Here is a 22,772-nt window from a genome sequence, read left to right as displayed (position 1 = left end):
TGGCCATGACGATGCATTCCGCGGTGATGGCGGGCGGGCTCGACAAGAGCGAAATCCAGCTTGTCACCGTCATCCAGACCAATACCAACCCGTATATGCTGCAGTGGGCGGCAGGCTCGCAGGCATTTGCCGACTCGGTCGGTCTGCCTCTGAAAACAATCGTGTCGAACGGTGACTCCCAGCAGCAGCTGGCGCAAATCCAGGCGACGATTGCCGCGGGTAAAAAGGTTGTACTCACCATAAACCCGATCAACAGCGCCGATGTGCCTGCGATCGTTAAGGCGGTCACACGTTCGGGTGGCTTTATTACGACCCAGTGGAACAAGCCGGAAGGCTACAATCCGTGGGACGTTTCGCCTAACTACGTCGCCCATCTCACATATGACGGTTACTCGGCAGGCAAGTGGACCGGCAAGGCGCTCTTCACCGCAATGGGCGGCAAGGGTGGCATCATCGCGTTCAAGGGTGTCCTCGATAGCCCGCCTTCCAAGCAGCGCTATGACGGCATGAATGAAGCCCTCAAGGACTTTCCGGACGTCAAAATCCTCGACACCCAGGCGGCTGGCTGGGATCGCCAGAAGGCCTACGACATTACCAAGACCCTGCTCACCAAGTATGGTGACCAGATCAAGGGCGTTTGGGCTGCCAGCGACTCCATGACCCTCGGCGCTTATGCTGCTTTCCAGGATGCCGGCCGCCTTGGGGATGTGAAATTCTCGGGTAACGACAATACGGAGGAAGCGCTTAAACTGATCGACAGCGGCCCGAACTTCGTCGATACCTACTCATCCGATGGCTACTACAATGGCGCTTTGGGCCTAGCGATGGCTTATGAAGCTGCCACCGGCAAGCTGGACGTATCCAAGTTGACCAACGATCAGCGTGCAGGCAATTACTCGCAGTTCGGCGTCGACAAGACCAATGTTAAGCAGCAGCTCAAGACTCCCAAAGCGGAGGAGATCATGGCCGAGATCAACAAAGGTCTGTTCGCCCGCTTCGTTGGTCCTGAGCTGAAGTAGTCGGCGGCGCGGCATTAAAGAAAGGCGAGAGAGTCATGGCACACTCCGATAATCTCATATCCAATGGCCAAGGTGCTCTGGCGTCCGCTGGATTGAAGCCCAGCTTGAGGAAGGCGAAGAAGGAATGGCTTGGCCCTCTCGTCGCTCTTGCGGTGGTGATTGTCATCCTGTCGGTGCTCCGGCCATCTACCTTCCTCACGTGGGAGAATTTCCGAGCCATCACTGACCAAGCCTCAATCCCGCTCATTCTCGCGATGGGCGCGTCATTCGTCCTCCTCATGGGATGCATCGACCTGTCGATTGAAGGAGTGATGGCGACCGCGGCCCTGATTTTCGTCCTTCTTTCAGCCAACAGCGTCAGCTCGCTGGATCTCGGGATAGGGGCGCCGTTGATCGCGCTTCTCGCGGGAGCCGTGATGGGGCTGCTGACTGGTCTTATTCACACCGTGTTCCGTGTCCCGTCCTTCATGGTGTCCCTTGGAATGTGGTTCATCGGCCTCGGTATCGCGACCGTGCTTTTCGGAGACTCCGTTCCACAGCTCACCGGCGAACTGACGCGCTCCTGGGCAAGTGCTTCGCCGTTCGGCGTCTCAAACGCTTTCGTTGTCGCCGTAATTTTTGTCTTCCTGGCCAAGTTTGTTAGCGACAACACGTCAATGGGACGCTTCACCTATGCGGTTGGCGCCGATGAAAGCATTGCGTCACTGAATGCGGTCCCGGTCAACAGATACAAGGTCTACGTTTTTGCTCTCGCGGGCTTCTGCAGCGCACTGGCGGGTGTGATCGGCAGCAGCCGACTGGGCGTCGGCGTTGTCGACCTCGGCAGCGGACAGCTTTTCCAAACGATTGCCGCTGTCGTCATCGGCGGAACGTTGCTATCCGGAGGCAGGGGAGGGGTCATTAACTCTGTCTGTGGCGTACTGCTCGTGGTCGTTATCAATAATGGACTAATCCTCATGGGCGTTAGTCCGGTGTTCCAGCGCGCCGTCTCTGGACTTGTCATTGTCCTAGCCGTCGTTGCCACTGCCTTCAACCAGCGTTCGCGCCTTCGGATCGTCAAATAAAAGGAGACCGGCCATGCAAGAGGCAGTTCCATTCTCTCTTCGCAACGTGTCGAAGAGTTTCGGACCAGTCAGGGCGCTCAACGACGTCAGTCTCAGTGTAAGAGCCAATGAGGTTCTCGGTCTGATTGGAGAAAACGGTGCTGGGAAGTCCAGCCTTCTCAAGGTTCTTTCTGGCACTTACCAGCCGGATGCTGGAGACATTCTGGTCGGAGGTCAGAAGCGGATATTTAGCAATCCTGCTGCTGCGGCCTCTGCCGGAGTAGGCGTCGTACATCAGGAGCAGTCGCTCGTGACGAACCTTTCGGTCGCGGAGAACATCCTGATGTCGACCCGGGCAACGAAGGCCGGCAACAAAGACGGCAAGGTTCGCTTTGGCATCTACAACTGGCGCAAGATCAATGACGACGCTGCTGAAATCCTGACGCGTATTGGTTCGACAATTGACCCTAAATCGAAGGTGGAAGACTTGTCTTTTGCAGATCGACAGATGGTCGAAATCGCCAAGGCCCTGCAGATTACCAGGCAGCCGGGCGTGCAGCCGATCATCGTCCTCGACGAGCCGACGTCGGTTCTCGAAGACAACGATATCCAGCAGCTTGAACACGAAGTTCGACGTCTGAAGGAAATAGGATCTGTTATCTTTGTCTCCCATCGTCTCGATGAGGTGATGAAGTTTTGCGACCGGGTCTGTGTGATGCGGAACGGAGAAGTTGTTGGCGAGCGTCTTAGAAGCGAAGTTGATGAAGACGAATTGTTCCGACTGATGACGGGACGACACGCCGAGACGATTTCGCGCGAACGTAAAAAATCGTTCAATGAAAGTGCAGTGGTCGTCGATCTTCAGGGTCTCGAGGCAAAAGGGAAGTTTTCCGGAATCTCCTTGAAAGTTCGAAGCGGTGAGATTCATGCTCTCGTGGGCACGAACCATTCTGGTCGCGAAGAAGTCTGCCGAGCAGTCTTCGGTGCTGATGAATTCGACGCTGGAACAATCCGCTACAATGGAAGAATCGTCTCCCGCCCGAGCTTGCGGGGAAGCGCCTATGGCGGGATCGCTTACCTCCCATCCGAGCGAAAGGTCGAGAGCATGGTGGTTGGAATGACAGTTGCCGAGAACCTCCATCTGACTCATCGAGGTGAACGTGCATCTGCCCTTTTCGTGAATCCGGCTGCTCGGCATGACAAAACACAAGAATGGATTTCGAAGCTTAATATTCGACCTCCAATTCCGAACGCAGACATCGCGTCTCTCAGTGGTGGCAACCAGCAGAAGGTTGTTCTTGCAAAGTGGCTCAGGGATCCGAACCTTTCCCTACTCATTCTGGACCACCCGACCCGAGGCATCGATCCTGGGGCGCGCGAGGATGTCAGTGCACAGGTCTTCACCGCTTGCAAAAAGGGAGCTGCAGTTCTGTTGATCGCTGACACGCTCGAAGAAGCGATTTCTTTGGCTGACACAATCACCGTGATGCGCGACGGCGAGATCACGGCCACGTTCGACCTCAACTCTGGTTCGATCCCAACCCATGCCGAACTTGTGGGGAAAATGATATGACAATGGAGGTTCCCGACGTGAATTCGCCAACGGACATGCCGAAAGTCAGGATCGGTGCGGCAAATCTCAAGGCCTTCGCACCCTTCATCGTCCTGCTGATTCTTCTTGGCATCATCTCTGTTTTTCAGCCGAATTTTATCGGTGGCGTGGGTCTTGAGATCCTTGCCTATCAGGCGATCCCGATCCTGTTGCTGGGTTTGGGCCAGTTCGGCGTAATCCAACTCGGCCGCATCGATCTCTCGAGTGCGACCGTCGCGGTGCTCGCCTCCGTCTCGGTTGCCCAGCTTCTCGGGCCGCTTGGCATGTTCGCTCCGATTGCCACGATCGGCATCGGTGCAGCGGCCGGGTTCGTCAACGGCATGGTCATCAGCTATTTTCAGGTTCCATCCTTCGCCGTCACGCTCGGCGCTATCGGTGTCTGGCAGTCGCTTTCGCTTGTGATCGCCAACGAGACCACTGTCTACGTTTCAGCAAACGGGGCGTACATCGACTGGCTTGACAGCCTCCAGATCGGTGGCTACTCGGCAGCCGTGTTCATCGGGCTGGCGTTGGCGATTGTGGCGTGGGCCGTCATGCGCTGGACGCGTTTCGGTACATTCGTGAAGGCCATGGGCCTGAACGAGCGCGCAGCGATCATGTCCGGACTTCCGACCGCTGTCGTCACGGTAGCCATCTTTACCATCTCCGGCGCGTTCGCAGCACTTGCGGGGATCGTCCTGACCGCGCAGCAGGGTACTGCTTCGGCGTCCGGTCTCGGCGTCGGGCTGCTTCTGCCGTCAATTGCTGCGACGATCTGCGGCGGCGTAGCCTTGACGGGCGGCGTCGGGAGCGCGCTCAACGTCATCGTTGGATCGATGATCATCGCACTAATTCCTGTTGGGAGCTCCGTGGTCGGTATCGACCCGCGCTACCAGCAGATCGTTTACGGGGTGGTGGTCATCCTTGCAGTCATCCTGACGATCGACCGCACCAAACTGAAATTCGTGAAATAGCAAGTATCGGACGGGAGGATTCCGTGACAACCTTAGAACAGCTCGAACCCAAGGAAGTGTTCAACCATTTCGCCGCTCTTTCGGCCATCCCGCGGGGTTCGCAAAACGAGAAGCATGTTAGTGACTACATCGTCAGGTTCGCCAGGGCGCGCGGTCTCGAAGCCCGCCAGGACAAGATGTACAACGTACTGGTGAAGAAGCCGGGTACGCCGGGCTACGAAAACGCTCCAGCTCTCATTCTTCATGGCCACATGGATATGGTTTGTGAGAAGGACCCAGGCGTTGAGCACGACTTCGCCAAGGACGGGATCAAGCTGGTGATCGACGGCGATTACATCAGGGCGGATGGGACGTCTCTCGGCGCGGACAACGGCATCGGGTGCTCCTTCATTCTGGCGCTGCTGGATTCAAAGGATATCGCTCACCCGCCTCTGGAAGCGGTCATGACCGTCATGGAGGAAATGGGCAAGGTAGGGGCATCCGAGTTCGACGTTTCCCAACTCAAGGGAACGCGGATGGTTGACTTCAACTGGGTAACCGACGCGCAGATTCTTGCGGGTTGCGCAGGCGACATTTCCGGCGTCCTAACTGTTGATGCCGAATGGATGACCACTCCCACGGACACACAAGCACTCTCGCTCAGCATCGGTGGATTGCTCGGAGGACATTGCGAGTTTGACATCCATCTTGAGCGTGCCAACGGTATCGTTGTTCTGGCTCGCGTCCTGAATTCGTTGGCAAAGACATATGAAGTGCAGATTGCCAGCTTCAAAGGCGGCGCACAGAACAACGTTATCCCAGCCCATGGTGAACTCGTTCTCGTCATTCAGCGGGCCGATAAAGCTCCGATTCTGGAGGTCATCAAGAAGCTGGAGGCGACACTTAAGAGCGAGTTTTCAGTGGCAGACCCTGGTCTGACGTTGACAGTAACGGAAGCGGAACTTCCATCCCGGGTCTTTTCGCGGACAGCGACACGTCGCGCTGGCCGCATAGCAGTTCTCCTGCCCAATGGCGTCATCAGCATGAGCAGGTCCATCGATGGCCTCGTTGAGAGTTCCAGCAACCTGGGGACTGTGCGTGCAACGGACGATGGACTAGCTTTCACCTGCACGATTACGGCGGGAGTGTCCTCACGCAAGCATGATATCTTCGAGCGTATGCGTGCACTCGCGGAAATCGCGGGCGGCAGAACTGAATTTGAACAATTCGGACTGGATGCGCCCGAGTTCCCGCCAATATCAAACTCGAAATCTGTTCCGGCTGCTGTTGCTGCATTCAAGGCAGTCCACGGCCGCGAACCCGAAGTTTTAGTGTCCTCATGTAGCCTGGAACTTGGTTTTTTCGTTAAACGCATCCCAAACCTGGATACTGTCGGTATTGGCACCGAACTGCTGCATCTGCACTCGACGAAGGAATGCGTGAGCCATCCGTCCGTGGCGCGCTCGTGGAAAGTGATCCGTGAGTTTGTGAGTGGTCTGAAGGACTGATCCCACCCTGCGCGCACCCGGCGGGCGAGGAGTACTCGCCCGCCGATATCGATTCCTGCCCCGGAATTGCGACATTCAGGTACTCGCGTGTGCCAGGGGATTGGCGATCTTTTTCCCTTTCATGATGATGTTCGCTGGCTTGCCAGAGCTCGTTGGATTATTGAAGGAGGTGGCGTTATTCTTGAAGGCGAACTCCGAAAAAGTGTGATCGCACTATTCCTGTAGTTCATGGGCCTCTTACCCACAACGGTCGCAGGATGCTTGCCCAATCTTCGCCCGATGACGAAGTCCGATCACGCCGGACATTTTACACAGCAATGTTCCTGACTTTGCAGGTATAGCAACGCGATGGCGATGTCTGACCACCTACACTCTTCGGCCACAGGTGTTTGCGCCGTTTGGCGGGATAGCCGAGTGATCCATATGGTGAGGGGATCAGTTCCATTATGGAGTTCGGGCACTCATTTCGCAGAGCTTGCCCAAGACGATGAATTTCCGATCGCCGCGGATGATGTTCCGGCGATGTATTCGTGCGTGAGTAAGTTCGCGACGCTGGTATCAACGCACGCCAGTTTCCAACGCCTTTGACCAATGCCGGAACCTCAAGGCGACCGCCATGTTTCTCGATGGCTATTACCGTCTCGCCTTGCGTTTCGGTGCTGATCCCGCGCGGGCCGAAACCGTTATGCTCCAATCCTGGAACGGGCGGGATGGTCCTTCGGTCGGCGAGATGGCCGGGTATGACGAGCAGGTGCGGAAGGAGGCAAACGGCTTTCTCCGGAGTTCGCGTCGCTTGCGATTGGCGGAGCGGCCTGCCCGATTACCCGCGAGGACGCCGCCGAGGATCAGTCTCAAGATCAACGGGCCCAGCCAGTTCCCACACAAGTCACCCAAACCCAAGAGACCGCATCAAGGGACGTGTTCCTTTTCAGACGGCCTCTTCTGCTCTTGTTTTTCAGAATGACCGATCGAAGCTGAGTGAGTGATTTCCAGTAGCAGCCTTAGCGCGACGGGATCCTGTTCTCTGAGCCGAGCGAGTTTCTTCACCAGCTTGTCGGTGGGCGCCGTGAGCCTTTGCCCCTGACGGAGGGACGGATTTCATCGGCGATCTATTCGGACCGGGTGATCTTCGGCCGCGAGACCGTCGAGATCCGCCATGAGGCGGAAACCCGTTATGCCCGCATGTTCGGCTTCAAGGAATATCCGGCGACCACGCGCAGGGGCATGCTTGACCGTATCCGGCCCGGCCTGGACCCTGCCTTGGCGACCTTCGCCGTCCGGATGCCAGTCTTGTCATGCTTGATACAGCATAGGTCAATACTAACCTAGGTGAAGCTGTTTTAGAGCCCGACTCGAAAAGAATTCAATAAACGTAATACCTCGCCAGGCGTCGGGTAAGGATGCGGATGTGAGCGATGATGATCCACGCTTCGGCCGAAACGATGATTTCTCCCAGTCCTTGGCCAGTCGGCGGCATCTGCCAAGCCATGCGAAGTTCGCTCCACGACCCAGCGACGTGGCAGTACTTCGAAGCTCTTGGCCTTATCGGTTCGCTTGGCGATCTCGATGGTAAAGGTTGCGACCCTTTGCAAAGCACCTCTCAGTTTTGGACCGGCATATCCCCTATCGGCGAAGATATGTCTGAGCCAAGGTCAGCGGTTGGAGTATGGTTTTGAGGACGGCGGTTGCGCCGTCGCGATCCTGGATGTCGGCGCTATGAACCATGAGGCCGGCCATCAATCCCAGCGTATCGACGACGATGTGACGCTTGCGCCCTTTCCGCATCATAGCCCGCAATTCCTCCGCTTTCGGTGGTTTTCACGCTCTGGCTGTCGATCACGCCCGCAGACGGTGAGGCTTGCCGCCCTTCCACCTCGCTCGCCTCCATCGCAAGATGATGGTTGATCCGACCCCACAACCCGTTGCCCGCCATTCGTAGAAATAGGCCTGCACTGTCGTAAACGGTGGAAAGTCCTTTGGCAGCATTCGCCACTGACGACCTGTCGAGCAATGTAAAGCAGCGCATTTACAACCTCGCGAAGACCGGTGCTACGTGGCCTGCCGAAACGCCTGGGTCCAGGCAGGCAAGGCGAGATCAAGCCCCATTCCCGGTCCGTCAGGTCACTTGCATAGCGGCGCGCGCGTCGGGCATATTGCCGACGGGTTAAATCAGTCCAACCCATTGTGGTCTCCGTTCGTCCTAAGCAAAAAAACAGAATGACAAATGACTGATTTCACTCAACTCTTTCTCGGTCAGGCTCTTAGTGTTCATATATCTCCCAGCATTCGGACCGGGAAGAAATGAGGTAGCCAGCAAAGATTTATCCCTGCAGCTAGGGCGCAACTCTTCACAAAAATCTAGCGGCGAAAAAGGTCGTTTTATCCGCCATTTAGATGTTTTCAGGGGTGAAGATATCAAATGGCAGGAAAGTCTGGCTAGGCACGGCATCCTCTCCCTTTTCGATCGAAGAGACCATTAGTGAAACGAGTTCTCTGCAAAGGAGGGCTAGCGGCGTGTTGATCGCCATCGTCACTACTTCCTCGGCAAGGCCCGCCTTTGATTCTGGAGTCAGCTCGTTGACTATAAGCTGGACCTTTCCTGCATAACCTTCCTCGCGGATCGCAGAAATTGCTCCCTCCATGCCACCACCTGCCACGTAGAGGCCAACGAGGTCCGCGTGTTGAGCAAGAAGATTGGCCGTGGCCTCGTGAGTGATCTCGGCAGTGTCGTGATTGACCAGCGTATCCAGGACCTCAAAGTCTTGCCCTCTTTCCCGGAAAAAGGAGCGGAAGCCTGCTTCCCGCAGCTCGTGGCCATGAAAGCGGTGGCTACCGACGAAAATCGCAACCTTGCCGGGCTGCTTGGCTCCTCGCGTAATCATCCAGGCCGCCGTCCGTCCAACTTTCATGTTGTTAAGCCCGATGTAACCTTGGCGCACGTCAACGGCGAAGTCCGAAAGCAAGCAGAACAAGGGAATGTTGCGGGCCTTCAGGTCTTCTACCGCCGAAGTCGTGGCAGGATAGTCAGGGGCTACGACGGCAAGCGCCCGATTGCGTGCGGAAAGCTGGTGCAACATTGCGGTCATTGCCGCCGATGTCTGCGTATTAATGAATTCAATCTGCGGCACGATGCGTGCGAAGGTGCAAGCATTGCAGGCAATTTCGATCTCTCGGGCGAAATTCTGATAGAACCCTTGAGTGGGACGTTGGAAACTAAAGCCCAAACGATACTGCGGCAGATCCTCGAAGACACGCTGCCGGATGAGTCCCATAGCGTGATAGCCGATCGCGTTGGCAGCCTCGTAAACCCGGCGCGCCGTTTCTTCCCGTACCTTGTGACGGCCGTTCAGGACACGGTCCACTGTTGCGACACTTACGCCGGCTGCCTTCGCAAGATCAGAAATCCTTGGTCTCGACGCCATTTCTCTTTCCATTCTTGATGTTTTTCTCTCATGTCTTGATGAGATCGTGTGAGGCATTTTGACGTAATATATCACTGATATATTGAGCGATGCAATCACCACCGTTAGGATCATCATCGCTGAAGGAAGGCTTAGACGGGCCAGCAGGAGAAGAGAGCGATGAAGCCGACGAAGAGGGATTATAGTCTTCTTGGACATGACGCCGAGACGGCGGTGAGCAACGGACTGGCGGCCGCGGAATGGTATCATACAGATATTCCCCGCAAGGACATGAAGAGGCTGATGCAGCGCAGTGACGCGCCAGCCCTGCGCGATACAGCGATTTGGCTAGGTGCAATGATTGTATCGGGCGCGCTTGGAGCATGGTTTTGGGGCGGCTGGGTGGCGCTGCCATTCTTTCTTGTCTATGGCGTCCTGTACGGTTCAGCTTCTGATAGTCGGTGGCATGAATGCGGCCACGGCACGGCGTTCAAGACAATGTGGATGAACAACGTTGTCTACCAGATTGCCTCTTTCATGATCATGCGCAATCCCGTCACCTGGCGCTGGAGCCATACCCGCCACCATACGGACACGATCATTGTCGGCCGGGACCCGGAGATTGCTGTCATGCGTCCGCCGGACCTTTTGCGGCTGGTGTTGAATGTCTTCGGGATTCTCGACGTCTGGCATGCCGTCATTGATATGGTTCGCAATGCGGCTGGTGTAATGAATGAAGCGGAAAAGAGCTTCGTGCCGGAAACGGAGCAGTCCAAAGCAATAGTCGTCGCCCGCATCTGGCTCGTGATCTATCTCGCGACGATCGGCAGTTGTTTCTATTTCGGCTCTCTGCTGCCGGCAATGCTCATCGGCTTGCCACGTCTTTACGGTGCTTGGCACCATGTTCTTACTGGCCTTCTACAACATGGCGGCCTTGCCGATAACGTGATCGACCATCGCCTCAACAGCCGCACGGTCTACATGAACCCCATCAGCCGCTTTATTTACTGGAACATGAACTACCATGTGGAACATCATATGTTCCCGATGGTCCCCTACCATGCGCTGCCGCTGCTGCACGATATGATCAAGTACGACCTGCCCGCGCCGAACACGTCAATTTGGGATGGCTACAAGGAAATGATACCTGCCTTCCTGCGACAACTTCGCAACGAGGACTATTTTCTGAAGCGTGCGCTGCCCCAAACCGCGCGCCCTTACAAGGAAGAGTTTCATTCCGACAGGGCCTTCGCTGCTGAGTAAACACGATTTGTATTGGAGGAGACCATGAATAACACCTGGATCGAAGTTTGCCCGGCTGGGAGTATCGATGAGGAGGACCTTATCCGTTTTGATCACGGGGGGCGGACTTTTGCGATCTACCGCAGTCCGGAAGACACCTATCATGCGACGGACGGATTGTGTACTCACGAGAATATCCATCTGGCAGATGGCCTCGTGATGGCTGACATCGTTGAATGTCCAAAGCATAACGGTCGCTTCAATTACAGGACCGGTCAAGCAAAGGGCGCGCCTGTATGCGTTGACCTGAAGACCTATCCGGTCAAGGTCGAGAATGGCACGGTTTTCATCTGTCTTTAGGAAGTTTGACATGACCAGTTTTGTCATCGTCGGTGCGGGCGAATGTGGCGCACGTGCCGCCTTCGCGCTGCGAGAGAAGGGGTTCGACGGCTCCCTGATCCTAATAGGCAGCGAACTGCATCTGCCCTACGAGCGTCCGACGCTCTCCAAGGATTTCCTTGCCGATGGAGGCGACACGAAATTGGTCGCCGAGCCGGAGCGTTACATCGACGCGGGTATCGACCTGCTGCTCGGCCGCACGGTGCTTCAGATCGAGCGCTGCGCGAAGCGCGTACTTTTAGCAGATGGCACTGTTGTTCCATACGACAAGCTGCTCCTGGCGACCGGCGCGAGCGCGCGCTCTCTGCCCGGCATCTACTTCGGTGAGCGCGTCCTCGCCCTGCGCGGTCGAGACGATGCGGCGCGAATTCGTGCACATCTTGTTGAGGGCTCTCGGATCGCCATCATTGGTGGTGGCTTCATCGGTCTTGAACTCGCGGCCAGCGCACGCAAGCGTGGCGCGGATGTCACGCTGATGGAGGGATCGTCGCGTGTTTTAACACGTGGCGTGCCAGAACAAATCGCCGAGGTCATCGCTCGGCGGCACGACGAGGAAGGCGTTAAGATCCTCTGCGGCGTCAGGGTCACGGCGACAGAGGAGCGTGCTAACGGGGTGCGCATCTCGCTTGAAGACGGACGTGTCGTCGATGCCGATCTGCTGATAGTTGGCGTTGGAGCGGTGCCAAATGCAAACTTGGCAGAAACTGCCGGCCTGCTGGTGGAAAACGGGATAGCTGTTGACGAACATTTGCGCACTTCTGACCCGGACATATTCGCGGCTGGAGATTGCGCCTCCTGTCCACTGATGCTTTACGACGGCCGCCGTATCAGACTCGAATCCTGGCGCAACGCACAGGAGCAGGGGCAGCTTGCAGCAACCAACATGCTGGGCGGCGGGATCGCTCACGCTGCAGTGCCGTGGTTCTGGTCGGATCAATACGACATGACATTGCAAATCGCAGGTCTTGCTGACGGCGCCGTCAGCATTGTCCGCCGGGATTTGGCCGGGGACGCATTCATCCTTTTCCATCTCGATGCCGGCGGCCGGTTAATTGCGGCGAGCGGTCTCGGCCCAGGAAACAAGGTCGCACGTGATATCAGGCTCGCCGAAATGTTGATTGCAGCACGTATTCATCCCAATCCCGACGAGCTTGCCTCGCCGGACGCAAAGCTTAAAAACATGCTCGCCGCCTGAATAGCGGTCCGGAGGACACCATGAAGACAAATAGACCCACGGTTGCCGACATCCAGAACATGAAGGGTAAACGACAACTGACCATGTTGCGGGTGGTCACCCTGGAAGAGGCGGCGGCGGCTGAGCAGGCGGGTATAGACCTCGTTTCAGTACCCCCTGCTTTGCTGGGGCCGGCGTTTCGGGAGGCTGCACCCACGGTTTTCGCTTTTCCTGGGCTTGAGTACGGCGACTTCATCACCGCTGATGACTACTTGCGAGGGGCGTTTCAGGCAATGCGGGCAGGTGGTGATGCCATTTATTGTGCGGCAGGTCTCTCTACAGTCCGCCGCCTCCGCGAAGAGGGTATTCCCGTTTGCGGCCACGTTGGCCTCGTACCTTCGAAGGCCACCTGGACCGGCGGGTTTCGCGCCGTCGGGAAGACCGCAGAAAGTGCCCTGGAGGTTTATCGTCAGGTGAAGGCGTTGGAGGAGGCCGGAGCTTTCGCAGCCGAGATCGAGGTCGTTCCGGGTGCGGTAGCCGCAGCAATCAGCGCGCGCACTTCGCTCGTCATGCTGTCAATGGGTGCCGGTGCAGGCTGTGATGCACAATACCTCTTCGCCGACGACGTGCTTGGCCAAAACCGTGGTCATGTCCCTCGTCATGCCAAGGTATATTGCAACTTTGCGGCCGAATTCGATCGACTTCAGCAGCAACGTATTGCTGCCTTCCGGGAATACGCGGCTGATGTACGTTCAGGAGTTTATCCCGCAGTAAAGCACAACGTCGACATCGCAACCGAGCAACTGGATATCTTTCTTGATGCGTTGAACGCCGGCTGACAATCGCCGGTGAGAACTTATCCGTTTTTTATTGGGAAGAGACATGAAATCCTACGTGCTCACAATTACGTGTAATTCCACGCGCGGTATAGTTGCTGCCGTAACTAGCTATCTGGCGGGGAAAGGTTGCAACATTGTCGATTCGTCGCAGTTTGACGATCTTGAAACCGGGCTGTTCTTCATGCGTCTGACGTTCCTCAGTCAGGAGAACGTTTCGGAAGCAGAAGTCAGATCCGGTTTTGCCGCTGTCGCCGAACCCTTCAAAATGGACTATCGCTTCACCGACAGCAGCGAGCGCATGAAGGTTTTGTTGATGGTGTCACGCTTCGGCCATTGCCTCAACGACCTCCTCTATCGGTGGAAGATCGGTGCCCTGCCTATTGAAATCGTCGGTGTCGTTTCCAACCACTTCGATTATCAAAAGCTCGTGGTCAACCACGATATACCTTTCCACCACATCAAGGTGACAAAGGAAAATAAACCCCAGGCCGAGGCCCGTCTGATGGAGGTGGTCGAACAGTGCGGAGCAGAACTCATCGTGCTCGCACGATACATGCAGGTTCTTTCCGACGCCATATGCAAGAAAATGTCTGGTCGAATTATCAACATCCATCACTCCTTTCTACCGTCGTTCAAGGGAGCAAATCCATACAAGCAGGCGTATGAGCGCGGGGTTAAGCTGATTGGCGCAACGGCCCACTATGTTACAGAAGACCTGGACGAGGGCCCCATCATTGAGCAGGATGTCGCCCGTATCACCCACGCGCAATCGGCAGACGACTACGTTTCGATCGGCCGTGACGTTGAAAGCCAGGTACTCGCCCGCGCCCTGCATGCGCATATACATCGTCGCGTTTTTCCCAATGGCAACAAGACGGTTGTCTTCCCGCCGAGTCCAGGTTCCTACAAGTCAGATCGGATGGGGTGATTCATGGTGGCGACCGTTATCGATGGAAAGCAGATTGCTGCGTCAGTCATTGAAGAGGTGAAAGCTGCTTGCGCGGCGTTGGAGAGAGATTGCGGCGTCAAGACAGGGTTGGCGGTGATCCTGGTAGGGAGCGACCCCGCTAGTCAAACATATGTCGCTTCCAAGAGCCGCATCGCCAAAGAGTGCGGCTTCAACTCTCTTCAGCACACCTTACCCGAGCACACCACTCAGGAAGAGCTGGCGGCGCTCATCGAAAAGCTGAACCGCGACAACTTGGTCCACGGCATACTGGTGCAATTGCCCCTGCCAAAACACTTGAACTCCGACCGTATCGTTCAGTCAATCCATCCGGAGAAAGACGTCGATGGTCTACATGCCCTCAATGCCGGCAAGGTGATGACGGGCAATCTCGAGGATGCTCTTGTTTCCTGTACGCCTGCGGGCGCGATGATCCTGGTACGACGCGTCCATGGTGACGACTTGTCTGGCCTCAATGCCGTGGTGATTGGACGCTCGAATCTTTTCGGCAAACCGATGTCTGCGCTGTTGTTGGCAGCCAACGCCACAGTTACAACTGCCCACTCTCGTACGAAGGATCTGCCCGCGATCTGTCGCAACGCGGATATTCTCGTCGCCGCAATAGGTCGGCCGCTAATGGTCGAAGCGGGTTGGCTTAAACCCGGAGCCACCGTCATAGATGTGGGCATCAACCGTATCGCCGCTGCGGACTCCGGCGGTGGGAAGATGCAACTCGTCGGAGATGTATCTTTTCACGATGCCACCGAAATTGCCGGCGCCATCACACCTGTTCCTGGCGGTGTTGGACCGATGACCATTGCGATGCTGATGGCCAATACCGTCATTGCTGCTTCCCGCAAAACCGGTAAGGCCTCGCCAAGGTTCTGAATACCCTTTCGCAAACAGGGACTGTTCCTCGTGGTGACCGGAGGAAGCGCTGGCAACGGTATTGGTGGATATTATTCCCAGGGTGGCCTGAAGGTGGTTTTATCCCTGAGCATGGCGTTTGCGATGACGAGCAGTTTGCGGGCGATGGCGATGATCATGACCTTGAACGGTTTGCCTTTGGCCTGCATGGCCTGAACCATGCGGGCGAATGGCGACTTTAACCGGTAGGCCACCAGCGCCGCTATGTAGAGGGCATCGCGCACACGCTTTCGTCCGCCGCGGATATGGCGCTGGCCGCGGTGAATGCCGCTATCGGCATTGAAGGGGGCAAGGCCTGCAAGCGCCGCCATGCCGCCGGGCGAACTGTCGCCCAGTTCCGGCATGTGGGCCATCAGGGTGAACGCCGTGATCTGGCCAATGTCGGGGATCGAGCGAAGTCTGATGTTTTGCTCGTTCAGCGTCACATTTGTCCGCACATGCGACTGGCATTGTTGTTCGTTCGCGGCGATTTCCGTATCGAGCCAGCCGAGGTGGCGCGCGATGCTGTCGCGCTCCGACGGCTCGGCTGTATGAAGGCGCAGCCGTTCCTGCTGGCGCATGGCAACAAGCTGATCACGGCGCGTGTGCAGGCTTTCCAGCTGCTGACGGGCCGGGTCGGGTGGTGTCGTAACGGGTGGTGAAAGTGTTTCGCCCATGCGTGCCAAAAGTCGCGCATCGATGGTATCGGTTTTGGCAAGCTGGCCGGTGGCTCTTGCAAAGTCGCGGGCTCTCGCCGGATTGACCCGGCAATAGGGCCGCTGCCACCTCTCGAGCGCCGCGCACAACAGCCGGTCATAACGTCCGGTCGCCTCCAGAATGATCTGCGCCTCGCGTCCATCAAGGGTGGCAAGCCATTCATCGATGGCGGTGCCGGTATTGGCGATGCGGACGGCTTTTTGTGTCGCGGCATCGAAAAGATCCAGATGTGCCTTTGAGACGTCGCATCCGATGTAAACAGGGTGTACCATGGCAAGCCTCATCCTGTGCTACGAGGTCCGCGCTCACGGCCTCCATCAACTGTTCAGGTTGGGATCATCAAGAGCGGGCGGAGGTCCAAAAGCCAGCAGGCGGTCTCTAACAACCAGGATTCCGACGGCCTTCCGCCCGCACTCTACATAGCACAAATCCAATACACAGGATTCCGGTCCCGGAATTTGGCGTGGGCAGGGCGGAGCCCGGACGCAACATCTTTCCAACGGAATCGACCCTGCCGAGGCCGTGGAGATTGAGAGATTCTATCATCTGCCCAGCGTTCTTTCTTTCAGCGCTGATAGATCGGAGCAATCAATTGGCGTTGACGCACCCCCTGTTAGTGGGAAACTCTCCTCTCATTGGCGGAGGGAGACCGCCTTTTGGAGGAGATCACGATTTCAGAAATTCCAAGGCAAGGATTGCAGATCCTTGTCAGCGAAAGACTATTGCCCAAAAATTGGTCTGTACCAGCGATACACAAGTCTTATTCCGTGGAGGAGAAACTAGAGATGAGAAAGCACATACTTTTCGCGACTTTCGCCAGCATGCTAGCGACTACGGCGTCCGCTGAAACGATCGGCGTTTCTATGGCGCTATTCGACGACAACTTCCTGACAGTACTGCGTAACGGTATGACCGATTACGCTAAAATCCAGGGCGACGTCACGCTGCAAATCGAGGATGCGCAAAACGACGTTGGGAAGCAGCTCAGTCAGGTTCAAAATTTTGTCGCCACAGGCGTGGATGCCATCATCGTCAATCCTGTCGACACGGATGCAACAGTCGCACTCTCTCAGGCTGCCGCAACGGCGGGCATTCCGTTGATTTACGTCAATCGGCAACCGGTTAACGTTGACCAGCTTCCGGAAAAGCAGGCTTTCGTTGCTTCCGATGAAACGGAATCAGGGACGCTTGAAACCAAAGAGGTGTGTCGCCTCTTGAAGGCGAACGGAAAAAAAGAAGCAAGCATTGTCGTCATGATGGGCGAACTTTCAAACCAGGCTGCCCGGATGCGCACAAAGGACATCAAGGACGTGATCGCTACGCCAGATTGTAGCTTTATCAAGATCGTTGAAGAGCAGACCGCCAATTGGTCCCGCACACAGGGAGCCGACCTGATGACTAACTGGTTGTCCGCCGGTGTGCAGTTTGATGCTGTCATTGCCAACAACGATGAAATGGCCATTGGCGCGATTCAGTCTCTGAAAGCCGCTGGTCGAAACATGGACGACGTCATTGTTGCTGGTATTGATGCGACACAGGATGCTCTCGCGTCAATGGCGGCAGGGGACCTTGATGTCACTGTTTTTCAGAACGCGGCGGGTCAAGGGAAGGGGGCAGTTGATGCTGCACTTAAAATTGCTCGCGGCGATCAAGTCGAGAAAAAGGGCTACGTGCCTTTCGAACTCGTAACACCAGAAAATCTCAAGGATTACCAGGCCAGGAACTGAACTCATTCAGATTCGACGGAGCCAGGATTTGGCTCCGTCTATTACCGTTTCATCGAGCACGTAAAGCCATGCTGAGACCGGCCGAAATTGCGACGGTGGTACCAATGGAGGGTAAGGCCAGGCCACACCGGAACGCAGTGAGGCCATTGGAAGCAGGGGGACTTTTCCATCATTCACGAGATGGGCGACCTGTTCGCGATATCGACGAGTTCACCGGCGCACAGAGGCTTCACGTTCGGATGATTTGATCCCGATCTTCGGAACTCCTTTAATGAGTGACGGCATCCTCGTCATGCATGGTGGAATGTCTCCGGAAGTCCTCACCCGCTAAAGCCGTTCAAGTCAAAAACATGGACCTTGCCGCGCGCTAGCCGTGGTTAAGATGGAGAAATATCACCATGAACATTATGACGCAGTCCATTCAAAACATCACGGGGTCACGGCGTCGCGTGCCATCAGAGTGGACAATTTTCTTGGTCCTTATTGCTATCTTGTTAACGTTTGAATTGCTTGGGTGGGTTCTGCAGGGGCAGAGCTTTCTTGCCAATACGCAACGACTTTCAATCATCATTTTGCAGGTGTCAGTGATTGGAATTATCGCGATGGGGGTGACACAGGTTATCATTGCCGACGGAATGGACCTCAGTTCTGGTTCGATCGTCGGAGCTACCGCCATGATTTCAATGAGCCTCGCTCAAAGCAGTTCGTTCGACAGGGCTCTGTATCACAGTTTAACCGATCTTCCCGTCATTATACCGATTATCGCAGGTTTGCTGGTGGGTGCCGCGTGTGGAGCAGTCAATGGATTGCTGATTGCCTACTGCAGAATACCTGCGTTTATCGCCACACTCGGGATGATGGTGACTGCTCGCGGTTTTGCCAAATGGTATACCAAGGGTCAGCCGATTAGTTTCCCTACCGAGAGCTTCGCGACAATCGGCAAAGGACTCGCGCCGGTCCTTATTTTTCTCGCGATAGCAGCTCTCATGCACGTCGCTCTGCGTTACACCCGTTACGGTAAGTTTACCTACGCAATTGGCGCTAATCGGCAAGCAGCACGTGTGTCCGGCATCAACGTCGAGCGGCATTTGGTCAAAGTCTATACCATCGCCGGCCTCCTGTCTGCTCTCGCCGGGATCGTAGTCGCCTCCCGTGGGCTTACAGCTCAACCAGGGATGGGAACCGGCTACGAACTTGATGCTATTGCGATGGCTGTTATTGGAGGCGTCTCGCTTTCGGGCGGACGCGGATCCATTCCCGGCACGATGATCGGTATGGTCATTTTTGGTGTTATTATTTCGGGTTTCACGTTCCTCCGCCTTGATGCGTATTATCAGGAGATGATCAAGGGAATGATCATTGTTGTTGCGGTAGTCGCGGACGTTCATCGGCAACGCAAAAGGGTAAAGGCCTAGGTTGGGGAGGAGCGATCTCCTGGCTGAGGCCACCGCGGGCCTGTAACGCGGTGCGCGGCACAGTGATAGACTGACTGCACGGCTCAACACCGCGTGGTTGTTTCTCAAGAATTGCCGAAGTATAATCCCTCACTGACGCCGACGTGGGCGCCAATCCGGAGCCGACATGCCCCGTATGCATTCAGCGCTACCCCAACCGGTACTCTTCAATTTGCGCTTTGCCGGTTCTCTCATGCTCGGATCATCAGTTATCAGACAATCCTGATTGATATCTCGGCTGAAAGTCGCCATATGTATTTATGATCTCATATGGCAAGGCGAACCGGTGACACAAATGCAGTCAGATTTACAGATAGCGCGACAGAGCGCGACGTTGCGCGTGAAAGTCGAGGAGACATTGCGCCAAGCGATTGCAACTGGCAGATTCAAGCCAGGACAACGACTTGTAGAGCGGGAGCTGTGCGAAATCCTCGGCGTTGGAAGGACTTCAGTCCGCGAAGCACTGCGGCAGCTGGAGGCGGAAGGAATTATCACCAGCTATCCCCACAGGGGGCCGGTCGTGAGTACTATAACCTACGAGGAGGCGGCCCAGCTCTATACGGTACGAGCCCTGCTCGAAGGATTCGCTGGTCAACAGTTTGCGGAGAATGGCACTCCGGCCGAAATTGCTACGCTTCTGGCTGCAGTTGCCGAATTCGAGGCTGCTGCAGAAAGCGGTGTAGGAAGTCGTCTGATAGACGCAAAGAACGCGTTCTACGACTGTCTGATGGACGGAAGCAAGAATGTCTTCGTAAGACAGATGCTTGTATCATTGCATAACAGAATCAACCTCTTGCGTATGACGTCTATGACACAACCCGGCCGTCTGGCGCATAGTATCGCCGAAATAAAAGACATCGCCGACGCGATCAAGAATCGTAACGGGCCACTAGCCGCAGCGGCCTGCAAGTTTCATATCGATCAGGCCGCAAAGGTGGCGCTCGACTACCTGCGAAAACACGCAACGAATGAATCGTAAAAATAGATATTGACAGATTGTCTGATAATCCGTTTATTTACCTCTGAGAGAAAGACGGGCACCTCTAGCCCGCTTGCATCCGGAGGAAGAATTGTCAGCGACAGTCCAAAATACGCGTGTAGCCTTCATAGGGCTGGGCGCGATGGGCCTACCCATGGCTCAACACCTTGTATCTGCAGGTTTCGACGTTTCCGGATTTGATCTATCGGAAGCCGCGAGGGGGAATCTGGCCGCAGCGGGCGGTCGAGCAGGCGCCAGCGTCGCCGATACAATGATTGGCGCCGGCTTTGTGATTACGATGCTTCCTAACGGCAAAATCGTCCGCGAGGCGATCCTTGGAGCAGGCGCCTGTGACGGCCTCACGGGAAACGCGATCATCATAGACATGAGTTCATCAGCGCCCAATGACACGAAAGCGCTCTCTCGTGAACTCGCTTCCAGAAATCTCAAATTGGTTGACGCGCCGGTGTCGGGTGGGGTCAAGCGTGCCGTTTCCGGAACGTTGACGATCATGGCAGGAGGAGCAGACGAGGATATCGATCAAGCTGAGCCTCTTCTTAAAGCTGTCGGTCAGCAAATATTTCGAACCGGACCTGTCGGGTCTGGTCATGCCATGAAGGCGATCAACAATTTCGTGTCGGGTGCCGGTGTACTCGCAGCCATCGAGGCGGTCGTTCTCGGACGAAGCTTTGGCCTTGAGGCTGAAACAGTCGTAGATATTCTGAACTCTTCATCAGGAAAGAACAACGCAACTGAGGTGAAGATGAAACAGTTCGTCTTGTCCGAGACGTTCGGTTCCGGTTTCGCCCTCGGCCTGATGGCAAAGGATATACGGATCGCGGCCGATTTGGCCCAAAACCTTGGCCTTCGCCTTGAAGCACTTGCTACCACGGCAAACACTTGGGACGAAGCGCAGAGAGAACTTGGCGCCTCTGAAGACCACACCGGGATCATTAAGTACATCACGCAACACGCGTGAACGTGCAGTGGGCGCTGCCTCGATATCCACTTGCCTTGGCGGATTGTCTGATAATCTGTCAATTTTATTTAACGACTAGCTATGGAGCGTTGACCAATGAGCGCAACGGAAACGGCGAAATTGAAGGTGGGTGGTAGCGTGCGTCCTGCCCCGTCCGAGGAATTTTCGAGAGGATTGGCCACGCGTCGAGAAGTCATGGGCGACGCCTACGTGGATGCCGCTCTCGACAGGGCGACCGACTTTACCTGGCCGATGCAGCAACTCGTGACGGAATATTGCTGGGACAACATCTGGAACCGTCCCGGGCTCGATCGCAGATCGAGGTCGATCCTCAATCTTGGAATGATCTCGGTCCTGAACCGCCCCCATGAGCTCAAGGGTCATGTACGCGGCGCCCTCAATAACGGTCTTTCCAAGCAGGAAATTCAGGAAATCTTTCTTCAGGTCGCAATCTATGTCGGCGTTCCCGCCGGTATCGACAGCTTCCGACACGCCCAGGATGTTTTCAACGAGATGGGCATCTAAATCGCCGCCACCGAGGAATGGTGGCATTGTCTGAAGGCGCGGGTTTGCGGCGCCAGTTAACCAGGGAGGAGCCAAAGGTGGCTATCGATCTCGATAAGTTCAAGAAACTTGCGCAGGAGGACTTCGAGTTCAAGCGCGAAACCCGTTATCTAAACGGCATCATCAAATGTGTCTTTGCGTCCCGCGATGTGGCACTTCACTTCGAAGATGGCAAGCTGCTGAAAGTCGAAGAAGCAGGCTACGACGACGACAAATGCACGATCGTCATTCGCGGCACGGGTGAGCAGTGGGAAGCTCTGCTCCAGCACAAACCGCTTCCTTTTTACCAGTGCCTGCAGTCATCCAACATCAAGCACGGCCTCTTCCTCAGCAACAACAACGAAACCTTCGCGTATCTGCCTGCTCTCAATCGCATGACGACACTGATGCGCAACGCTCGTCCGGAAGGAGTAGCAGCATGACCAAGCACGATCCGATTACTGGCCGCTACATCTATCTCACGATCGATGGCATCGAATATCGCGTCTACTACGAAGAAGCAGGTCAGGGTATTCCGCTCCTGGTCGGTCACACCGCCGGTTCCGATGGCCGCCAGTACAGACACTTGCTCTGCGATGGGGAAGTGACGAAAAACTTCCGGGTGATCGCTTTCGATCTGCCGTATCACGGCAAGTCGCTTCCCCCTTATGGCGTTCGCTGGTGGGAGAAGGAATACAACATGACGAAGAAGTTCATGATGGAATTCCAGCTTGTGTTCTCGAAAGCGCTCGGCCTCGATCGCCCTGTTTACATGGGTAGCTCAATGGGCGGTCATCTCGCCATTGACCTCGCCTCGAATCACCCCGACAATTTCCGTGCGACGATTTCGGTCGAAGGCGCCCTGCGTTCGGCTGCAGAATATGTCGACGTTGGCATGGCGGGGATTCGCAAGGAATTCGACAATCCCAATGTCAACCGTACCTCAATTGGCGCGGCGATGCTGCTGAACATCTCCCCCTATTCGCCCGAGGCCAACGTCCGGGAAATCCAGTGGGAGTACAGTTGCGGCGGGCCTGGCATCTTCGCTGGCGACCTCTACTACTATTATTACGACCACAACGTTTCGCCGGAAGAAGCAAGCAGGATCGATACGTCGAAGTGCATGCTCTACTTCCTGACAGGCGAATACGATCCCAACACGTCACCGGCCGACACCAAAATCGCCGCTGACCTCGTTAAGGGTTCCAAGTTCTGGACGATGGAAAAACTCGGTCACTTCCCCGTCACCGAGGACTACACGCAGTTCCGCAAGTACCTGCTGCCGATCCTCGAGGAGATTCAGCAGTCATCCGCGACGCCGGCGAAGGTCGCCTGATAGCGGTTTTTGGGAG

At 55.9% G+C, this 22,772-nt stretch carries 20 protein-coding genes and 3 pseudogenes; 20 read left to right on the top strand and 3 right to left on the bottom strand.

From position 1 onward, the window contains the following. Positions 1-5 precede the first annotated feature (5 nt). The 7 genes and pseudogenes from AGR7B_RS23890 to AGR7B_RS23860 form a co-directional block, all read left to right on the top strand. Positions 6-1,019: a sugar ABC transporter substrate-binding protein gene (locus AGR7B_RS23890; RefSeq protein WP_080858256.1), complete on the top strand. Its 1,014-nt coding sequence runs from the start codon at positions 6-8 to the stop codon at positions 1,017-1,019. A gap of 35 nt (positions 1,020-1,054) precedes the next feature. After that, positions 1,055-2,083, top strand: a complete 1,029-nt coding sequence (locus tag AGR7B_RS23885) for an ABC transporter permease (RefSeq protein ID WP_080858255.1) — start codon at positions 1,055-1,057, stop codon at positions 2,081-2,083. A gap of 13 nt (positions 2,084-2,096) precedes the next feature. After that, complete coding sequence (locus AGR7B_RS23880) at positions 2,097-3,635, top strand: sugar ABC transporter ATP-binding protein (protein ID WP_080858254.1); 1,539 nt, start codon at positions 2,097-2,099, stop codon at positions 3,633-3,635. Then, a complete protein-coding gene (locus AGR7B_RS23875) occupies positions 3,632-4,627 on the top strand; it encodes an ABC transporter permease (RefSeq protein WP_080858253.1) in 996 nt (331 codons plus the stop codon). The genes AGR7B_RS23880 and AGR7B_RS23875 overlap by 4 nt, the downstream gene beginning before the upstream one ends. Before the next feature lie 23 nt (positions 4,628-4,650). Then, positions 4,651-6,114, top strand: a complete 1,464-nt coding sequence (gene pepD / locus AGR7B_RS23870; RefSeq protein ID WP_162934259.1) for a beta-Ala-His dipeptidase — start codon at positions 4,651-4,653, stop codon at positions 6,112-6,114. 571 nt (positions 6,115-6,685) lie between these two features. Continuing rightward, positions 6,686-7,100 (top strand): annotated as a pseudogene (locus AGR7B_RS26335) (lysozyme family protein); the annotation flags it as partial. Positions 7,101-7,119: 19 nt separating this feature from the next. After that, positions 7,120-7,353 (top strand): annotated as a pseudogene (locus AGR7B_RS23860) (VirB4 family type IV secretion/conjugal transfer ATPase); the annotation flags it as partial. A gap of 124 nt (positions 7,354-7,477) precedes the next feature. Here the strand turns inward: AGR7B_RS23860 and AGR7B_RS23855 are convergent. Continuing rightward, positions 7,478-8,297 (bottom strand): annotated as a pseudogene (locus AGR7B_RS23855) (IS5 family transposase). A gap of 207 nt (positions 8,298-8,504) precedes the next feature. After that, a complete protein-coding gene (locus AGR7B_RS23850) occupies positions 8,505-9,536 on the bottom strand; it encodes a LacI family DNA-binding transcriptional regulator (protein ID WP_080858252.1) in 1,032 nt (343 codons plus the stop codon). A 159-nt stretch (positions 9,537-9,695) separates the two neighbouring features. Between AGR7B_RS23850 and AGR7B_RS23845 the strand changes: the two genes are divergently transcribed. Genes AGR7B_RS23845 through folD form a run of 6 tightly spaced genes read left to right on the top strand, consistent with a single transcriptional unit; the run spans position 9,696 to position 15,003 of the window. Then, on the top strand, positions 9,696-10,778 hold the full coding sequence (locus AGR7B_RS23845) for a fatty acid desaturase family protein (protein ID WP_080858251.1): 1,083 nt from the start codon (positions 9,696-9,698) through the stop codon (positions 10,776-10,778). A gap of 24 nt (positions 10,779-10,802) precedes the next feature. Continuing rightward, positions 10,803-11,117 (top strand): MocE family 2Fe-2S type ferredoxin, encoded by a 315-nt coding sequence (locus AGR7B_RS23840; protein WP_080858250.1) that lies wholly within the window; start codon positions 10,803-10,805, stop codon positions 11,115-11,117. Positions 11,118-11,127: 10 nt separating this feature from the next. Continuing rightward, positions 11,128-12,351 (top strand): NAD(P)/FAD-dependent oxidoreductase, encoded by a 1,224-nt coding sequence (locus AGR7B_RS23835; protein WP_080858249.1) that lies wholly within the window; start codon positions 11,128-11,130, stop codon positions 12,349-12,351. Positions 12,352-12,371: 20 nt separating this feature from the next. Further along, the gene (locus AGR7B_RS23830; protein WP_080858248.1) at positions 12,372-13,169 is read left to right on the top strand and encodes a 3-methyl-2-oxobutanoate hydroxymethyltransferase; all 798 of its coding nucleotides are present in this window, start codon (positions 12,372-12,374) and stop codon (positions 13,167-13,169) included. Positions 13,170-13,212: 43 nt separating this feature from the next. Beyond that, the gene (gene purU, locus AGR7B_RS23825; protein WP_080858247.1) at positions 13,213-14,097 is read left to right on the top strand and encodes a formyltetrahydrofolate deformylase; all 885 of its coding nucleotides are present in this window, start codon (positions 13,213-13,215) and stop codon (positions 14,095-14,097) included. Positions 14,098-14,103: 6 nt separating this feature from the next. Further along, complete coding sequence (folD, locus tag AGR7B_RS23820) at positions 14,104-15,003, top strand: bifunctional methylenetetrahydrofolate dehydrogenase/methenyltetrahydrofolate cyclohydrolase FolD (protein WP_080858470.1); 900 nt, start codon at positions 14,104-14,106, stop codon at positions 15,001-15,003. Between the two features lie 71 nt (positions 15,004-15,074). Here the strand turns inward: folD and AGR7B_RS23815 are convergent, their stop codons facing one another. Further along, entirely contained in the window at positions 15,075-16,010 is a 936-nt protein-coding gene (locus tag AGR7B_RS23815) for an IS110 family RNA-guided transposase (protein ID WP_080858469.1), read from the bottom strand. A 513-nt stretch (positions 16,011-16,523) separates the two neighbouring features. On the opposite strand from AGR7B_RS23815, the gene AGR7B_RS23810 reads away from it, so the two are divergent. From AGR7B_RS23810 to AGR7B_RS23780, 7 genes are all read left to right on the top strand, one after another. Beyond that, positions 16,524-17,465 carry a sugar ABC transporter substrate-binding protein gene (locus AGR7B_RS23810; protein ID WP_080858468.1) on the top strand — a complete coding sequence of 314 codons (942 nt, stop codon included), beginning with the start codon at positions 16,524-16,526 and terminating at the stop codon, positions 17,463-17,465. Positions 17,466-17,863: 398 nt separating this feature from the next. Beyond that, on the top strand, positions 17,864-18,880 hold the full coding sequence (locus AGR7B_RS23805; protein WP_080858246.1) for an ABC transporter permease: 1,017 nt from the start codon (positions 17,864-17,866) through the stop codon (positions 18,878-18,880). Between the two features lie 334 nt (positions 18,881-19,214). Then, on the top strand, positions 19,215-19,898 hold the full coding sequence (locus tag AGR7B_RS23800) for a GntR family transcriptional regulator (protein WP_080858245.1): 684 nt from the start codon (positions 19,215-19,217) through the stop codon (positions 19,896-19,898). A gap of 91 nt (positions 19,899-19,989) precedes the next feature. Continuing rightward, positions 19,990-20,877 (top strand): NAD(P)-dependent oxidoreductase, encoded by an 888-nt coding sequence (locus AGR7B_RS23795; RefSeq protein WP_080858244.1) that lies wholly within the window; start codon positions 19,990-19,992, stop codon positions 20,875-20,877. A 96-nt stretch (positions 20,878-20,973) separates the two neighbouring features. Beyond that, positions 20,974-21,402, top strand: a complete 429-nt coding sequence (locus tag AGR7B_RS23790) for a carboxymuconolactone decarboxylase family protein (RefSeq protein ID WP_183232588.1) — start codon at positions 20,974-20,976, stop codon at positions 21,400-21,402. A gap of 77 nt (positions 21,403-21,479) precedes the next feature. Then, positions 21,480-21,863, top strand: a complete 384-nt coding sequence (locus AGR7B_RS23785; RefSeq protein WP_080858242.1) for a hypothetical protein — start codon at positions 21,480-21,482, stop codon at positions 21,861-21,863. Then, the gene (locus AGR7B_RS23780) at positions 21,860-22,756 is read left to right on the top strand and encodes an alpha/beta fold hydrolase (protein WP_080858241.1); all 897 of its coding nucleotides are present in this window, start codon (positions 21,860-21,862) and stop codon (positions 22,754-22,756) included. Before AGR7B_RS23785 ends, AGR7B_RS23780 begins: the two co-directional genes overlap by 4 nt. Positions 22,757-22,772 lie beyond the last annotated feature (16 nt).

This window comes from Agrobacterium deltaense RV3 (genome assembly GCF_900013505.1).
GTDB classification, from domain to species: domain Bacteria; phylum Pseudomonadota; class Alphaproteobacteria; order Rhizobiales; family Rhizobiaceae; genus Agrobacterium; species Agrobacterium leguminum.
This window is presented reverse-complemented; position numbering and strand designations above follow the sequence as displayed.

Excerpts from the sequence above, each read along its gene's own strand:
- AGR7B_RS23850 (WP_080858252.1), bottom strand. The coding sequence starts at position 9,536 with ATGGCGTCGAGACCAAGGATTTCTGATCTTGCGAAGGCAGCCGGCGTA.
- AGR7B_RS23835 (WP_080858249.1), top strand. The coding sequence starts at position 11,128 with ATGACCAGTTTTGTCATCGTCGGTGCGGGCGAATGTGGCGCACGTGCC.
- AGR7B_RS23885 (WP_080858255.1), top strand. The coding sequence starts at position 1,055 with ATGGCACACTCCGATAATCTCATATCCAATGGCCAAGGTGCTCTGGCG.
- purU (WP_080858247.1), top strand. The coding sequence starts at position 13,213 with ATGAAATCCTACGTGCTCACAATTACGTGTAATTCCACGCGCGGTATA.
- AGR7B_RS23805 (WP_080858246.1), top strand. The coding sequence starts at position 17,864 with ATGAACATTATGACGCAGTCCATTCAAAACATCACGGGGTCACGGCGT.
- AGR7B_RS23810 (WP_080858468.1), top strand. The coding sequence starts at position 16,524 with ATGAGAAAGCACATACTTTTCGCGACTTTCGCCAGCATGCTAGCGACT.
- AGR7B_RS23845 (WP_080858251.1), top strand. The coding sequence starts at position 9,696 with ATGAAGCCGACGAAGAGGGATTATAGTCTTCTTGGACATGACGCCGAG.
- AGR7B_RS23800 (WP_080858245.1), top strand. The coding sequence starts at position 19,215 with ATGCAGTCAGATTTACAGATAGCGCGACAGAGCGCGACGTTGCGCGTG.
- AGR7B_RS23790 (WP_183232588.1), top strand. The coding sequence starts at position 20,974 with ATGAGCGCAACGGAAACGGCGAAATTGAAGGTGGGTGGTAGCGTGCGT.
- AGR7B_RS23875 (WP_080858253.1), top strand. The coding sequence starts at position 3,632 with ATGACAATGGAGGTTCCCGACGTGAATTCGCCAACGGACATGCCGAAA.
- AGR7B_RS23815 (WP_080858469.1), bottom strand. The coding sequence starts at position 16,010 with ATGGTACACCCTGTTTACATCGGATGCGACGTCTCAAAGGCACATCTG.
- AGR7B_RS23780 (WP_080858241.1), top strand. The coding sequence starts at position 21,860 with ATGACCAAGCACGATCCGATTACTGGCCGCTACATCTATCTCACGATC.
- AGR7B_RS23880 (WP_080858254.1), top strand. The coding sequence starts at position 2,097 with ATGCAAGAGGCAGTTCCATTCTCTCTTCGCAACGTGTCGAAGAGTTTC.
- AGR7B_RS23840 (WP_080858250.1), top strand. The coding sequence starts at position 10,803 with ATGAATAACACCTGGATCGAAGTTTGCCCGGCTGGGAGTATCGATGAG.
- AGR7B_RS23830 (WP_080858248.1), top strand. The coding sequence starts at position 12,372 with ATGAAGACAAATAGACCCACGGTTGCCGACATCCAGAACATGAAGGGT.
- AGR7B_RS23890 (WP_080858256.1), top strand. The coding sequence starts at position 6 with ATGACGATGCATTCCGCGGTGATGGCGGGCGGGCTCGACAAGAGCGAA.